Genomic DNA, 15,072 nt, shown 5'->3' with positions numbered 1-15,072 from the left:
CAATACGTGGAATCGAAGCAGGACGGAATGAAGGAACTGATCAAGATCGTGAAGGACGCAGACATAGCGATCCTCACCACGGTCAACACCCAGGGTCAGCTGGTGAGCCGACCGTTGGCCGTCCAGAAAGCGGAGTTCGACGGCGACCTGTGGTTCTTCACCGAGGATCCTTCCCCCAAGGCTGACGAGATTCGGGCGAACCCGCAGGTCAACGTCTCCATCAGCAGCGACAAGGGTTACCTGTCCATCGCCGGAACTGCCACCCTCACCAAGGACCGGGCAAAGATCGACGAGCTGTGGAGTCCGTCCGTGAAGCCCTGGTTCGACGGCAAGGACGACCCATCCATCGCGCTCATCAAGGTCGACGCCGACACCGCCGAGTACTGGTCGCTCGACAAGCCGCGCATCGTCAAGGGCTTCGAGATCGCCAAGGGCATGGTCACCGGCGAGCGCCCTGACATGGGGAAAAACGAGGTAATCGACCTCTAGCCGAGCCCATTTTTGGGTGGAGAGCACCTCAGCCGGTAAAGTATCAGCGTTGGTGACGTGTCCGAGCGGCCGAAGGTGCAACACTCGAAATGTTGTTTGGTGTAACAGCCAACGTGGGTTCAAATCCCACCGTCACCGCCAACGGAAGGCCCCTGCATCCCCGAATCTTCGTGGGGCGGGGGCCTTCGTCTTGCCGCGATGCGGCTTGCGTCGATGAATCAGTAAGAGCGTTGTAGATATGGCATTGCGTGCACTGGCCGTCGGCCGGAAACATGAGTCGTGGGTGGCCGAGGGCATCGCCCGGTATGAGAAGCGGCTCAAGAAGCCGTTCGACCTTTCCTGGCAGCTCATTCCGCATTCCTCCCGAGAAGGCGACGCCGCGCGAGACGAGGAGTCCGCACGGCTGCTTGAACGGCTCGGAGGCAAGAACGCACACGACTACGTCATCCTCCTTGATGAGCGGGGTAAGGCCATTGACTCCCCCTCGCTTGCGGCCCGTCTCCAGCAGCCTCTCAACAACTCCCGGAACGTGACGTTGATCATCGGTGGTGCCTACGGGGTGAACCGGGACGTCCACCAGCGTGCCGACTTCGTGTGGTCGCTCTCGCCGCTGGTGTTTCCTCACCAGCTTGTCCGCCTGATCCTCGCTGAACAGCTGTATCGGTCTCAGGAAATCACAGGGCGGCGTTCCTATCATCACGAGTAAAACGAGCAGCGAGCCAAGCGGCCGTCTGCAGCGAATACAGTAGGAACGCGGCAAATTTTCTACGAGAAGTAGAAACATAAGCGGAAGGAGACGGACAGTGCCCGGCACCCACGCACGTATGCTGCGCTCCACCGCTACTGCCGCCGTCGTCTTCTTCCTCGCAGCCGGAGCGCACCTGGCCGGGGGCGCAGCCCTTCCCGGACTCCACATCCTTGCCGCGCTGGCAGTTTCCACCCTGCTGGCCGTCACCGTGCTCGCACGGAAGAAGCTCTCGCTGGCCGCTGTGCTGGGCATCCTCGGACTGGGCCAACTGGTGCTTCACGAGGCCTTTACAACTCTGACGACGACGGCGGCAGCATGCGTTCCGACCTCACGCGGCCACTTCGGCCCGCAACAGGTGCACTGCCAACCGGTCGGTCTGATGGAGCACGCACACGCTTTCTCACTCTTCGACAGTCCGATGATGCTGGCAGCGCACGCGGCCGCCGTCGTCGTTACCGCACTGATGCTCCACTACGGCGAGACGGCGATCGAACTGGCGCTGCAGTGGTTCCGCCCGCTCGCCGCGCTGCCCCGGATCCTGCCGACGATTCCTGTGGCCGACCTGCCACCGGTGCCGGAGGTGCCGACCCGGCGCTACAGCGCTCCCCTTCTGGCTGTCAGTCCGCTGCGCGGGCCACCCCTCCTCTCCTCTCACTGATACCCGGCCCTGTGCCACGCGTTCCGACGCATCTTCCCTATTTCGCTTGTCATCGCTGGTTAGCGCTAGCTATCCGATGAAAGCACCTTTGAGAGGTAACACAATGAAGACTTCAATCCGCCGTACCCTGACCGCTGCCGCCGCAACCGCAGGCCTGATGGGCCTCGGACTCAGCGGCGCCGCAGCCCACGTGACCGTCAAGTCCGATACGACTGCCGCGGGCGCCTTTGCCCTGCTGACGGTGTCGTTCTCGCACGCCTGTGAAGGTTCACCCACAGACCAGATTGTGATCTCGCTGCCGGAGCAGATCGTCGATGCCAAGCCCGAGGTCGTCCCCGGCTGGAAGGTGGAGAAGGTCGTCGAGACGCTCGACGAGCCGCTCACCCTGGATAACGGCTCAAGCGTGACCGAGCGCATCGGCCAGATTGTCTACACGCCGGAGACTCCGTTGGAAGACGGCTACCTCCAGCAGTTCAACCTGTCCGTCCAGTTGCCTAACGCAGAGGGAGAGACGATTGCCTTCCCGACGCTGCAGAGCTGTGTGGAAGGCGAAACCGATTGGGCGCAGATTCCCGAGGAGGGCCAGGACCCGCACAGCCTGGAAGCACCGGCTCCGACTGTCACCCTGACCGGCGCTGAGGAGCACGGCGGAGAAGGCCATGCCGAGGAAGAAGGAGCTGAGGGCGAGGGCGTGTCCGCTGAGACGGCAAGCCTGGAAACGGCCTCCGCCAGCAACGAGTCCTCCGCCTCCGCCACGGCCGGGTACGTGGGACTCGGTGCCGGCCTGCTGGGCCTTCTCGCCGGCGTCAGCGCCCTGGTGCGGACCCGGAAGGTGAAGGCGTAGGTCCTCACCCGTAAGAAACCGGAAAAAGCCGGAAAAAAACTACGTAAGGAACGGTATTCCCTGCGTCAATCAGGTCACGCTCAGTGAGCCTGATTGACGCAGGGGTACTTGCCTATCAGGGTGGGAATCATGACCACCCGTGTTACCCGCTCCCGCGTGCTCTGCGCCGCCGTCGTCCTTGGAACGCTCACCCTGACAGGGTGCTTCGCCAACGAACCGGCGGAGGATCAGCCCTCACCCGCCGCGTCGGCTACTTCCGCCCCGGCCACCGCCGAAGCGGAGCCCACCGAGGACGCATCGGAATCGCCGTCGACGGAACCTACTGAATCCGCAGAGTCCGGCGAACCCTCACCGTCGCCGTCGCCCTCGGCTCCAGCCGGATCAGACGAGGCCACCACCGAACCCGCCGCGGAGAGCGGGATCTGCACCGCCGACATGCTCAGTGCCGTGCTTGAAACCGAGATGGGCGGAGGCGCAGCCGGCAGCGTTTACCGGCAACTCATCTTCACCAACACCTCGGGCTCCGAGTGTGAGATCACCGGCTACCCGGGCGTTTCCTACGTCGATGCCGCAGGAAACCAGGTCGGCGCGCCGGCCGACCGCGAGCCGGGAGATTCCGCTCCGGTGGTGCTGGGCGCCGGCGAGTCTGCGATTGCCCCGGTCAAGCAGACCAATGCCGAGAACTACGGTGCCGACTGCCAGCTCACGGATACCGTGGGACTGCGCGTGTATCCGCCGAACGACACCGGTTCCCTGGTAGTCGACCAGACCGGCACCGCCTGTGCTTCGGAGAGCATCGTCCTCATGACGGTGGCTCCCACCAGGCCGCTCGCGCCATAGCTCACGCCGTAGCTCGCGCCATGCGCCGCCTGCGGCGTCCGCGCGCTATTCCCCAACCTTGGCTCCATCGCGGCTGACGGAATGTCGGAGTCGTAGGAGATGATTGAGCGATGACATCGGTGCTGGAGAAGTTCACGCCCGCCACCCGCCAGTGGTTTGAGGGCGCCTTCTCCGCACCCACGTCAGCTCAGGAAGGTGCGTGGAACGCAGTCTCTGCCGGGTCGCACGCCCTGGTGGTCGCCCCCACCGGGTCAGGCAAAACCCTCGCTGCATTCCTCTGGGCACTGGACAGCTTCATCGCGCGGCCTGTGGAGGGGAAGCGGTCCACCCGCGTCCTGTACATATCGCCGCTGAAGGCCCTCGGCGTGGACGTGGAGCGCAACCTGCGGGCGCCGCTGATCGGCATCACCCAGACCGCCAAGCGGCTGGACCTGCCGGCGCCGTCGATCACCGTGGGCGTGCGATCCGGTGATACTCCCCAGGCCGAGCGCCGCGCGCTGCTCACCCGCCCACCGGACATCCTGATCACCACCCCCGAGTCGCTGTTCCTCATGCTCACTTCCCGTGCGCGGGAGACGCTGCTGGACGTGGACACAGTGATTGTGGATGAGGTTCACGCCGTTGCCGGCACCAAGCGCGGTGCGCACCTTGCGGTCTCCCTTGCCCGTCTGGATGCGCTGCTGGGAAAACCGGCCCAGCGGATCGGTCTCTCGGCAACGGTTGAGCCCCGGGAAACCGTGGCTCGCTTCCTTGCCGGCGACGCCCCCGTGGACATCGTCGCCCCGCCGTCGAAGAAGTCCTGGGACCTCACCGTCACCGTTCCTGTGGAGGACATGACGGAGCTCGGCGGCGCTCCTTCCACCGACGACGACGGCCCCTCCGTGCAGCCGAGCATCTGGCCGCACGTCGAGGAGAAAATTGTCGACCTCATCGAGACCAAGCGGTCCACCATCGTCTTTGCCAACTCCCGGCGTTTGGCCGAGCGCCTTACCGCGCGGCTGAACGAGATTCACGCCGAGCGGCAGGAGGCCGCGGACTTCTGGGGCTCCCCTGACGGACAGCCTGCTCCGCCGTCCAGCGAGCCGAAACGCACCCCAGCCGAGGTCATGGCGCAGGCAGGACAGACCGAGGGAGCCGAGCCGCTGCTGGCGCGGGCCCACCACGGTTCGGTTTCCAAGGACCAGCGAGCCCTGATCGAGGACGATCTGAAGTCCGGGCGCCTCAAGTGCGTTGTCGCGACGTCGTCACTGGAACTGGGCATCGACATGGGAGCCGTGGATTTGGTGATCCAGGTCGAGTCTCCACAGTCGGTGGCCAGCGGCCTGCAGCGAGTGGGCCGTGCGGGGCATCAAGTGGGCGAAGTTTCCGAAGGTGTCCTGTTCCCCAAGCACCGCGGCGACCTCGTGAACACTGCCGTAACGGTCGAGCGCATGCTTGCCGGGCAGATCGAGCCGCTCTACATACCCACCAACCCGCTGGACATCCTTGCCCAGCAGACCGTCGCAGCCGCCGCCCTCGGAACCATCGATGTGGAGGAGTGGTTCGACGTCGTCCGCAAGTCCGCACCGTTCGCCACCCTCCCCCGCTCCGCCTACGAGGCCACGCTGGACCTGCTCGCGGGGCGCTACCCGTCCGATGAATTCGCCGAATTGCGTCCGCGCATCATCTGGGACCGCGTGGAAGGGACCATCACCGGCAGGCCCGGCGCCCAGCGGCTCGCGGTCACCTCGGGCGGCACCATCCCGGATCGCGGGCTGTTCGGGGTCTACCTGGTGGGCTCTGAGGATGCAGGATCCCGCGGCGGCCGCCGGGTCGGTGAGCTCGACGAGGAGATGGTCTACGAGTCCCGCGTGGGCGACGTCTTCGCCCTGGGCGCCACCAGCTGGCGTATCGAGGACATCACCCACGACCGCGTGCTGGTCTCTCCGGCTTTCGGGCAGCCCGGCAAGCTCCCGTTCTGGAAGGGCGATTCCCTCGGCCGTCCCGTGGAGCTTGGCCGCGCGCTTGGCCGCTTCGTGCGTGAGCTCTCCAACGCAACAGACGACGACGCCGCTTCCCGTTGCCGCGCCAGCGGACTGGACGAGTGGGCAGCTGGAAACCTGCTCGCGTATCTCCGCGAGCAGCAGCAGGCCACCGAGGTGGTTCCCAGCGACCGCGTGCTGGTGGTTGAGCGGTTCCATGACGAGCTGGGCGACTGGCGGGTGGTCCTGCACAGCCCCTTCGGCATGCCGGTCCACGCGCCATGGGCACTGGCTGTCGGAGCCCGGCTGGAGCAGCGCTACGGCATGGACGGCTCTGCGATGGCCTCTGACGACGGCATTGTTCTGCGCGTGCCGCTGATGGAGGACGAGCCGCCCGGAGCCGAGCTGTTCCTGTTCGATCCGGAGGAACTGGACGGGATTGTCACGGCGCAGGTTGGCGGCTCGGCGCTCTTCGCCTCCCGCTTCCGTGAATGCGCGGCCCGGGCGCTGCTGCTGCCCCGGCAGAATCCTTCCAAACGGAGTCCCCTGTGGCAGCAGCGGCAGCGCTCCGCTCAACTGTTGGACGTCGCGCGGAAGTTCCCCACGTTCCCGATCATCCTGGAGACCGTCCGCGAGTGCCTCCAGGACGTCTACGACCTGCCCGCGCTCAAGGACATCGCCGGGCGGATCGACCGCCGGGAACTGCGCATCGTGGAAACCACCACTCCACAGCCGTCGCCGTTCGCCCGCACCATGCTCTTCGGCTACGTCGCGTCCTTCCTCTACGAGGGCGACTCGCCGTTGGCCGAGCGCCGCGCCGCCGCCCTGTCCCTCGATCCCACCCTCCTCAACGAGCTCCTAGGCCGGGCCGAACTGCGGGAACTGCTCGACGCCGGCGTCATTGCCGACACGGAGCGGGAACTCCAGCGGCTCGCCCCGGATCGCAAGGCACGCGGGTTTGAAGGTGTCGCTGACCTGCTGAGGCTCCTCGGTCCACTCACGCCTGCCGAGATCGCTGAACGGTCCGAGGAGCCGGACAGCACTCCCGAGTTCGTGGACGCGCTCGTGAAGGCGAACCGTGCCCTGCGCGTCAACGTGGCCGGCGAGGAACGCATCGCCGCGGTTGAGGACGCCGCACGGCTGCGGGACGCCTTGGGCGTGCCCCTGCCGATGGGCGTTCCCCTGGCCTTCATCGAACCTGTCCCTGACCCGTTGGGCGATCTGGTCGGCCGCTACGCCCGCACCCACGGCCCCTTCACTGCCGCGGAAGCCGCGGCGAGGCTGGGACTGGGCGTCGCCGTCGTCGGTACCGCGCTTGAGCGGCTTGCAGTGGACGGCCGTGTGGTGGAAGGCGAGTTCCGGCCGGCCGAGGGCGCGCCCGCGGGTCCGCCCGGGTTGAGTGAGTGGTGCGACGCCGAGGTGCTGCGGAGGCTCCGGCGTCGTTCGCTGGCAGCGCTGCGGCACGAGGTTGAGCCTGTGGACCCTGCCGCATACGGCCGGTTCCTTCCCTCGTGGCAGCATGTCGGGTCCGGACTCCGCGGGCTCGACGGCGTTGCCACGGTTATTGACCAACTGTCCGGAGTACCGATCCCGGCTTCGGCGTGGGAGCCGCTGATCCTTCGCTCGCGCGTCGCCAACTACTCACCGGCCATGCTCGATGAGCTCGCAGCCACCGGCGAGGTGGTGTGGTCCGGAGCGGGAGCACTGCCCGGCAACGACGGCTGGATCGCGCTGCATCTTGCCGAGAACGCTCCGCTTACCCTCCGCCCGGATCCGGAATTCGAGCCGAGCACCCTTCAGCAGGAGCTCCTGGAACTCCTGGCTGGCGGGGGTGCCTTTTTCTTCCGTCAGCTTGTGCAGGGCCTGACCAACAATGAGCAGCCTGCCGATGCGGCTGTGACCGCGGCGTTGTGGGAACTGGTGTGGGCAGGCCGGATCGGCAATGACACGTTCACTCCCGTACGGGCGTTGCTGTCCGGCGGCAAGACCGCGCACAAGCAGCGCACTCCCACCCCACGTGCACGAACAGCCCGCCTGGGCAGGCTCGGCCGGACGCCCTCGCTGACCGGCAGTAGCCTGCGCAGCGCCGGCCTGGGTGCAGCGAACGACGGCGGCGCATCCGGCTACCAGCGAAGCACACCTCCGCAGGTTGCCGGCCGGTGGTCGCTGCTTCCCACCGTCGAACCCGACACCACCGTCCAGGCCCACGCCACCGCTGAACTGCTGATGGACCGCTATGGGGTGCTCACCCGCGGATCGGTGGGAAGCGAAGGCATCCCCGGCGGATTCGGCCTCATGTATAAGGTGCTGTCGCGGCTGGAGGAAATGGGCAGGTGCCGTCGGGGGTACTTCATCGAGCACCTGGGCGCCGCCCAGTTCGCGGTTCCCGCCACCGTGGACCGGTTGCGCTCCTTCAGCAGCGAGGCGCGGACGGAACCTGCCGCAGGGAAGAAGCCCACCGCCGTCGCGCTTGCCGCCACCGATCCCGCCAACCCCTTCGGCGCCGCCCTGAGCTGGCCCCAGCACGACGGCGGCCACCGCCCCGGGCGCAAGGCCGGCGCACTCGTGGTGCTCGTCGACGGGGTGCTCGCGCTCTATGTAGAGCGCGGTGGGAAGACCATGCTGACCTACTCGGAGGATCCGGAAGTGCTCACCGCGGCGGCCGAAGCGCTGGTGGCAGCGATCCGCCAAGGCGCGGCCGACAAGATGGCGGTAGAGAAGGTCAACGGAGAGTCGGCCCTCGACTCCCCCGCGGGCCAGGCCCTGGCGGCCGCCGGGTTCTACAGCACGCCGCGGGGGCTGAGGATCCGTGCCTAAGGGAGATAGAATCCGTGCCTGAGGGAGATACAGTCTGGCGCGCAGCCCGCGACCTCGATAAGGCCCTGAACGGCAAACGCCTCACCCGCTGCGACATCCGCGTGCCGCGCTTCGCCACCGTGGACTTCACGGGTCGCACCATCCGTAACGTGGCGGCCCGCGGCAAGCACCTCCTGATCCGGGTCGAGGACGAATGGACCATCCACTCGCACCTCAAGATGGAGGGGCTCTGGCACGTCTACGCGCGCGGGGCCAAGTGGCGGCGCCCGGCGTTCAAGGCCCGCTGCATCCTGGAAACGGACACGCACACCGTGGTCGGATTCGAACTCGGTTTCCTCCGCGTCATCCTGCAGAACCAGGAGGAAGACGCCGTCGGCTACCTCGGCCCGGACCTGCTGGGGCCGGACTGGGACGCCGAGGAGGCCCTGCGGCGGCTCCGCTCCGACCCCGCCCGGCCGATCGGGCTCGCGCTCCTTGACCAGCGGAACCTCGCGGGAATCGGTAACGTATACCGTTGCGAACTGTGCTTCCTCGCCGGCGAGCATCCGCTCACTCCGGTGGGTGAGGTGAAAAACCTGCCGCGCATGGTGGAACTGGCGCACCGGCTGCTCGAGGTCAACAAGGACCGCTCGACGCGGGTGACCACAGGTTCCCTGCTCCGTGACCCGCTCTGGGTGTACGGGCGGACCGACCGCGGCTGCCTGCGCTGCGGCACCCGGGTTGTACGCAGCGAGCTCGGTGACAACGAGCTCGAACAGCGGGTGCTGTATCACTGTCCGCACTGCCAGCCTGCTGCGACCGCCAGTTCGCGGCCACTGAACGATGACCGCTAACCGATGACCACTAACCCGTGACCACCAACGATGACCGCTAACCAAGGGAGACAATGACCTGGCTCAGCACGCTTCCCGGCTTTGCTGTGTCGGCGTTGGTACTTCTGGGACCGGGCATGCTTTGGGGCGCACTCCTCGGGCTGCGGCGGCTGACCCTCCTTGCCCTGGCCGGACCCTTGAGCGTGACCGCCGCCGTCGTCGCCGCGGAGCTTGCATCGCTCGCGGGGGTGCGCTGGTCCCTCATTCCACTCGTCAGCGTCACGCTGGCTGTCGGGCTTGTGCTGTGGTTGATGAGACGCAGCTACGCAGGGAGCCTCCCTGAGAGGATCCGCACGGATCCGGGCCGGCCGCTGGGCCGCAGCCTGACCGCGTGGGCCGTTGCCGCCGTGCCGGTCGGCCTGATCACCCTGTGGATCTTCGGCCACCCGGAGAATATCGCCCAATCCCACGACAATATTTTCCACCTCAACGCCGTCCGCTACATCGCTGAGACGGGCAACGCATCCTCGCTCGACCTTGGCTACCTGGGAACGCGTGCACCGGTCTTCTATCCCGCCGGCTGGCATGCTCTCGTTTCGTTGGTTCTGGTGACGTCCGGCCTGTCGGTTCCGGCCGCTATCAACGTGGTGAACCTGTCGATCGTTCTGGGGATCTGGAGTGTCGGCTGCCTCTTCCTCGTCACCCGCGTAACCGGCGAGCGCCGTTCAGCCCTGCTCGGCGCCGCCGTCCTGTCGGGCGCGTACAGCAGCTTTCCATACCTCCTGTACGAGTTCGGGGTGGTCTTCCCGTTCCTGCTCTCGATCGCCCTCCTTCCCGCTGTGCTCGGGTTGGTAGTGCAGCTGCTGCGGGTCGGCGCGCCCCTGCGAACGATGACGGCGGCCAACCTCCTGCTGCTCGCCGGCGTTGCCCCCGGGTTGGCCTTTGCCCATCCCGCGTCCCTGGTGGGTGCCCTTGGCCTGAGCCTGCCGATGGTTCTTGCCGCCGCCTACCGTCGACTGCGCCGCGGCAGCATGCCCGCATGGCGCACCCTTGTTCCCACCGCAGCCTTCCTTTTGGTCCTCGGCTCAGCGTGGATGCTGCTTCGACCCTCACGGGGTGGCTCCGACAATTGGGACGAGCTCGGCAACGTGCAGCTCGCGCTCCATGAGGTGCTGACACAGGCTCCGCTGTATCGACCGCCGGCGTACCTGGCCGCCGCGCTCACGCTGATTGGAGCGGTGGCGCTGATTTATCGGCGTCGACACCTGTGGGCACTGTTCCTGTACTGCCTCGGGGCGATGCTCTTCGTGATCGGCAACTGGAAGGAGGCTCCCGACCTCCGGTGGATCGTTGCAGGCGTCTGGTACAACGACTTCTTCCGCATCAGCGCCATGCTGCCCGTCTCCGGCGTAATCCTCGCATCCGTCGGTGCGGTAGCCCTCGTCGACGTACTCCGTCCCGCCGTGCGGCGTTACCTTGCGAGCGGGAGCGGAATCGCAAGCGGGCGCGGTAGACGAATGTCCGCGGCCGCCGTCGTCGTAGTCCTGGCCGGCCTGGCTCTGGCGCCGCTGGGCGCCGTGCAGCGGGGAGTGGCGGAAGCTGCTGCAAAGTACCAGTTCACCGAGGATTCGCAGTTGCTGACCGCGGATGAACTCGCACTGATCCGGCGCCTGCCGGAGACGGTGGAGCCCGGCGCGGCAATAGTGGGCGTACCCCTAACCGGCGCTTCCCTTTCCTACAGCTATGCAGGCATACCCGGCGTGATCCTGTACGGGGAGGTTCCCCCGACGGACGCAGGCAAGGTTCTCTTCAACTCGCTCGATGAGCTGACCAGCAACCCCGAGGTATGCCCGGCGGTTGAGCAGACGGGCGCACGGTACGTGCTGGATTTCGGTACCCGCTCGGTGCATCCCGGCGAGCGGGTGGTGGAACCCGGCCTCCAGGACCTTACGCCTGAGAACGGCTTCGAGCTGGTGGACAGCGAGGGGGCAGCGGAGCTGTACCGAATCACGGGCTGCTAGCATCCCGCTACCCTTGATGGGTGATGCAATCCCCGCTCCCGGTCCGTAACGGCGTCAACGCCACGCGCCTGAGGCTTCCCGAAGAGGGCCCGTGGAGCACGGCGCTGGAGTACATCCTGGACCGGTGGAACCACGTGGATCCCGAGGGAATTGCCGAGCGCTTCGACCGGGGCGAAGTGGTGGCCCTTGGTGGTAAGAGGCTCACCCGGCACACCCCGCTCGGAGAGCACACCTTCGTCTGGTACTACCGGGAACTTCCGGTGGAGAAGCGCATTCCCGTCGAGCTCAGCATCCTGCACCAGGACGAGAACCTGCTGGTGGTGGACAAGCCCCACTTCCTGCCCACAACCCCCGGCGGAATGTACGTGGCCGAGTCTGCACTGGTGCGCCTGCGGGTACAGCTGGAGCTTCCGGATCTCATCCCCATGCACCGGCTGGACCGCATGACAGCCGGAATCCTCATGTTTTCAACCAACCCTGCAACCCGCGGCGCCTACCAGCTCCTGTTCGAGAACCGTCGCATCCGCAAGGAATACGAGGCCGCCGCGCCGGTGGATCCTTCGCTCCAGCTGGACGTTCACCCGCGCACGGTTACCAGCCGCATCATCAAGTCCCGCGACTACCTCCTGGCACAGGAGGTCCCCGGTGAGCCGAACGCGGAGACCCGCGTGCAGCTCGTCGGAGAGCACGACGGCGTAGGGCGCTACCGTCTGCACCCCCACACCGGAAAGACGCACCAACTGCGCCTGCACATGGCCGGACTGGGCCTCGGCATCCTCAACGATCTGTTCTACCCGGTTCTCCAACCGCAGCAGGAGGATGACTACTCCAAGCCGTTGCAGCTGTTGGCCCGGCACATCGAGTTCGAGGACCCGCTCAGCGGTCGCCCAACCTCGTTCACCAGCAAGCTGGAGCTTTCCGCCCTGACCCGGGGCCTTGGAGAAACCTCCTGACGCCAACTCACAGGACTGCCTTCGCCTGTAGATTTGGATAGGTGGACCTGTCAACCCTCGCCGAGTGGTCTGTGATGATCCATCCGGTCACGTTGCTGGTGGTCATCGCCGACGTTTTCGCTCCGGTCATGCCTTCGGAGTTCCTCGTCATCGCGTCGGGTTCGCTCGCGTCCGACGGTTCAGTGCTTCTTCCAATCGCCCTGCTGACCGCTACGACCGGCAGCCTGCTCGGCGACCTTGCGCTGTACCTGCTCTTCCGCAAGAAACTCACGCACTGGCTCGACCGCTTCCGCTGGGGTCGGGCGGTTCATCGCGGTATCCGCAGCGCGGTGGAGAAAGCCGGGAAATCTCCCACTTATGCAGGCCTGGTAGCGCTTCGCTTCCTCCCCGGCGGCCGGACTGCGGGAATCGCTGCTGCGGGGATTGCCGAACTGCCGTTTCGTCCGTTCCTTGGCTTGGCCGCGGTGGGTGGGCTGCTCTGGTCGTGCTGGCTTGTGGGGCTAGGTTACGTTTCGGATGCAACTACCGGTTTCCCCATGTGGGCCAGCGCACTTCTGGGAATGGCTGTGGGTACTCTGGTGGGACTGATTATCGCTGCATTCGTCGCGCTCAAGCAGCGCCGGGAGGTACGGAAGACCTATGAGCATGCCGAGCCCGTCCAACCCTCGACTGCCGCAGACACCGCAGCGACCTCCACGATCCGCGAGTCCGGCGCCTCGAACATCGCCCGCTCCGACACCGAACTCCCCGACGTCGACCAACCAGAACAGCGTCCTTGAACGCCTGAAAGCCGCGCGGGCAAAAGAGGCGGCTCCGAAGGGGCCGGCGCCGGAAGAGCCGACGACGGTGGCATCCGTGCAACCGGAGGCCGCATCCGCACATCCTCCGGCGGTACCGGCGGGCGAGCCGGACCGGGAGCCTGAGACCGGCCTACCCGCCAGCCCCTCACCCGATCCGGACCAGCGTGCTGAGAAGCTAATCCACCAGCGGGCGAAGAAGCTGCGGGCAACGGCCGCCAGCGCCTCAAGCACCGCAGCAGCGTGGGCCGTGAAATCAGGCAAACAGACTGCGGGCTGGACGGCCTCCGCGGGCAAAAGCGCAGCGAGGAACGTCCGGACCTGGCCGATCGACCACGTCCGGCGAGCGCTCGTCACAGTGGTGGTGCTCGGTACGCTCGCGGCAATCGTGTGGTTGACGGGCCTCTTCGGAGGACCGGAGATCTGGAACGCCGAGGTGCTTGCGCCGGACGCAAGCGTAGTGGCTCCGAACCGGCTTTCGCTGTTGCTGTGGGCTGTCATCGGGCTGGGCCTGCTGGCCTATGTGGTACACCAGTGGTTACCGCATCAGGGTGACAGCCCGCGTCATCGCCGTGTCGGTTGGGCGGTGATCACTGCGGCGGTCCTGACCCTTGCTCTCGCGCTTGCAACCAGGGCCGGACTGGATGTCCTGCATCTGGCTCTGCTCTGCATCCTGCTTGTGGTGCTGCTGGTAACCATCTTCTGGCTGAACCGCTGGCCGGCCGCCACTCGACTGGATGCCGCGATGGTGGATGTCCCGCTTGGGCTGTTCCTGGGATGGACCGGTTACACCGCGTTCTCCTCAGCCGCCGCCGTGCTGACCCGAAACGGTTTCACCTGGGTGCTGGATGACGCGGTGATCTGGGCCCTGATCGGGCTCGGCATCCTTGTCCTGGCGGGCAGCATTGTGTGCTCCACTGACCGAGGGCGGGTTTCAGTGGCCCTTGCCCTCTCGTGGGGGTTGGGCTGGACCATCGTTGAGCGCATTACCGGACAACCGGCCTCGGTGCTCGTCGCGGCGGCCGCCGCGCTGGCTGCCTTCCTGATCCTCATCACGGCAGGTTCGCGGCGGCATCATGTGGACCACTCCTACCGGCGGGCGCTCCGCCGGCGGCAGACTGCCAATCTGCCGCCGATCGAGCTCACCGACGATGACGACGACTATTACGACGAGGACGAGGACGGGCGCAACCTCCGCTGAGCGCCCAGGTTTAGACGGTCACGGCAATCTTGCCGCGCGTGTGACCCTCCATGTTCGCTTTGAAGGCCTCCGCTGCGCGTTCGAGCGGATAGGTTTCGGCCAGCACGGGCTTGACCTTGCCCGCCTCGATCAGGTCGGCGAGCGTGGACAGATCGTCCGGGTTGGGACGCACGAAAACGTACCGGCCTCCGTGGTCCTTGGCTGCCTGATCGGCAATGGACACAACCCGTCCGGGAGTGGTCAGAAGGGGAAGGCTGGCTGACCAGTCGTCGCCTCCGACGAAGTCGACGACGGCGTCCACGCCTTCGGGCGCCAGCTCGCGAACGCGGTCGGCAACTCCCTCGCCGTAAGCCACCGGTTCGGCGCCTAGTTCAAGGAGAAACCCGTGGTTTCCTGTCGATGCCGTTGCGATGACGCGCGCGCCCCGGGAGCGGGCGATCTGTATGCCGAAGGTACCAACGCCGCCTGCGCCGTTGTGAATCAGCACAGTGTCGCCGTTACCGACGTCGAGCGCGTCCAGGGACTGCAGCGCGGTGAGGCCGGTCAGCGGAACGGTTGCCGCTTCCGCCCAGGAGAGGTTTGCGGGCTTGCGCGCCAGGGCACGGACCGGCGCGGACACCTTCTCAGCGAAAGTTCCCTGCCCGACGGTGTCCATGCGGACGTAACCCATCACTTCGTCGCCCGCGAAGAACTCGGTGACCGCAGGCCCGGGCTGGATGACGACGCCGGCCACGTCCCATCCGGGAACCACGGGGAAGTGCGCGGTCAACGCACCGTCCAGGTATCCGGCCATGACCTTCCAGTCAACCGGGTTGACGGACGCTGCCTTGACCTCGATCAGAACGGTGTCGGGACCGACCTTCGGGTCAGGCTGCTCGCCGTACTCAAGAACGCCCGGCTCACCGTATTGGGAGTAGAACACTGCCTTCAC

Annotated in this window: 12 protein-coding genes and 1 tRNA gene; 12 read left to right on the top strand and 1 reads right to left on the bottom strand. The window is 66.4% G+C overall.

Annotated features, from left to right (window positions below; genetic code table 11):
- Window positions 1–6: 6 nt before the first annotated feature.
- The 12 genes from GC088_RS01880 to GC088_RS01825 all read left to right on the top strand — a co-directional run bounded on the left by GC088_RS01880 (window position 7) and on the right by GC088_RS01825 (window position 14,141).
- Window positions 7–489 (top strand): pyridoxamine 5'-phosphate oxidase family protein, encoded by a 483-nt coding sequence (locus GC088_RS01880; RefSeq protein WP_323960228.1) that lies wholly within the window; start codon window positions 7–9, stop codon window positions 487–489.
- 51 nt (window positions 490–540) lie between these two features.
- Window positions 541–630 (top strand) — tRNA-Ser (locus GC088_RS01875).
- A gap of 97 nt (window positions 631–727) precedes the next feature.
- Window positions 728–1,195 (top strand): 23S rRNA (pseudouridine(1915)-N(3))-methyltransferase RlmH, encoded by a 468-nt coding sequence (locus tag GC088_RS01870; RefSeq protein WP_323960227.1) that lies wholly within the window; start codon window positions 728–730, stop codon window positions 1,193–1,195.
- 97 nt (window positions 1,196–1,292) lie between these two features.
- Complete coding sequence (locus tag GC088_RS01865; protein WP_323960226.1) at window positions 1,293–1,895, top strand: hypothetical protein; 603 nt, start codon at window positions 1,293–1,295, stop codon at window positions 1,893–1,895.
- A gap of 103 nt (window positions 1,896–1,998) precedes the next feature.
- On the top strand, window positions 1,999–2,739 hold the full coding sequence (locus tag GC088_RS01860) for a YcnI family copper-binding membrane protein (protein ID WP_323960225.1): 741 nt from the start codon (window positions 1,999–2,001) through the stop codon (window positions 2,737–2,739).
- A gap of 129 nt (window positions 2,740–2,868) precedes the next feature.
- Entirely contained in the window at window positions 2,869–3,579 is a 711-nt protein-coding gene (locus GC088_RS01855) for a DUF4232 domain-containing protein (RefSeq protein ID WP_323960224.1), read from the top strand.
- A gap of 110 nt (window positions 3,580–3,689) precedes the next feature.
- On the top strand, window positions 3,690–8,357 hold the full coding sequence (locus tag GC088_RS01850) for an ATP-dependent helicase (RefSeq protein WP_323960223.1): 4,668 nt from the start codon (window positions 3,690–3,692) through the stop codon (window positions 8,355–8,357).
- Between the two features lie 14 nt (window positions 8,358–8,371).
- Window positions 8,372–9,190, top strand: coding sequence for an Fpg/Nei family DNA glycosylase (locus GC088_RS01845; RefSeq protein WP_323960222.1), 819 nt, complete (start codon window positions 8,372–8,374; stop codon window positions 9,188–9,190).
- Between the two features lie 53 nt (window positions 9,191–9,243).
- Complete coding sequence (locus tag GC088_RS01840) at window positions 9,244–11,190, top strand: DUF6541 family protein (RefSeq protein ID WP_323960221.1); 1,947 nt, start codon at window positions 9,244–9,246, stop codon at window positions 11,188–11,190.
- Window positions 11,191–11,213: 23 nt separating this feature from the next.
- Window positions 11,214–12,143 carry an RluA family pseudouridine synthase gene (locus GC088_RS01835; RefSeq protein ID WP_323960220.1) on the top strand — a complete coding sequence of 310 codons (930 nt, stop codon included), beginning with the start codon at window positions 11,214–11,216 and terminating at the stop codon, window positions 12,141–12,143.
- A 41-nt stretch (window positions 12,144–12,184) separates the two neighbouring features.
- A complete protein-coding gene (locus tag GC088_RS01830; RefSeq protein WP_323960219.1) occupies window positions 12,185–12,922 on the top strand; it encodes a DedA family protein in 738 nt (245 codons plus the stop codon).
- Window positions 12,923–12,989: 67 nt separating this feature from the next.
- Window positions 12,990–14,141, top strand: a complete 1,152-nt coding sequence (locus tag GC088_RS01825; protein WP_323960218.1) for a TspO-related membrane protein — start codon at window positions 12,990–12,992, stop codon at window positions 14,139–14,141.
- A gap of 10 nt (window positions 14,142–14,151) precedes the next feature.
- Here GC088_RS01825 and GC088_RS01820 read toward each other — a convergent pair whose 3' ends face one another.
- The gene (locus tag GC088_RS01820) at window positions 14,152–15,072 is read right to left on the bottom strand and encodes an NADP-dependent oxidoreductase (protein ID WP_323960217.1); all 921 of its coding nucleotides are present in this window, start codon (window positions 15,070–15,072) and stop codon (window positions 14,152–14,154) included.

The organism is Arthrobacter sp. JZ12 (genome assembly GCF_035189165.1).
Classification (GTDB): Bacteria; Actinomycetota; Actinomycetes; order Actinomycetales; family Micrococcaceae; genus Arthrobacter_D.
This window is presented reverse-complemented; position numbering and strand designations above follow the sequence as displayed.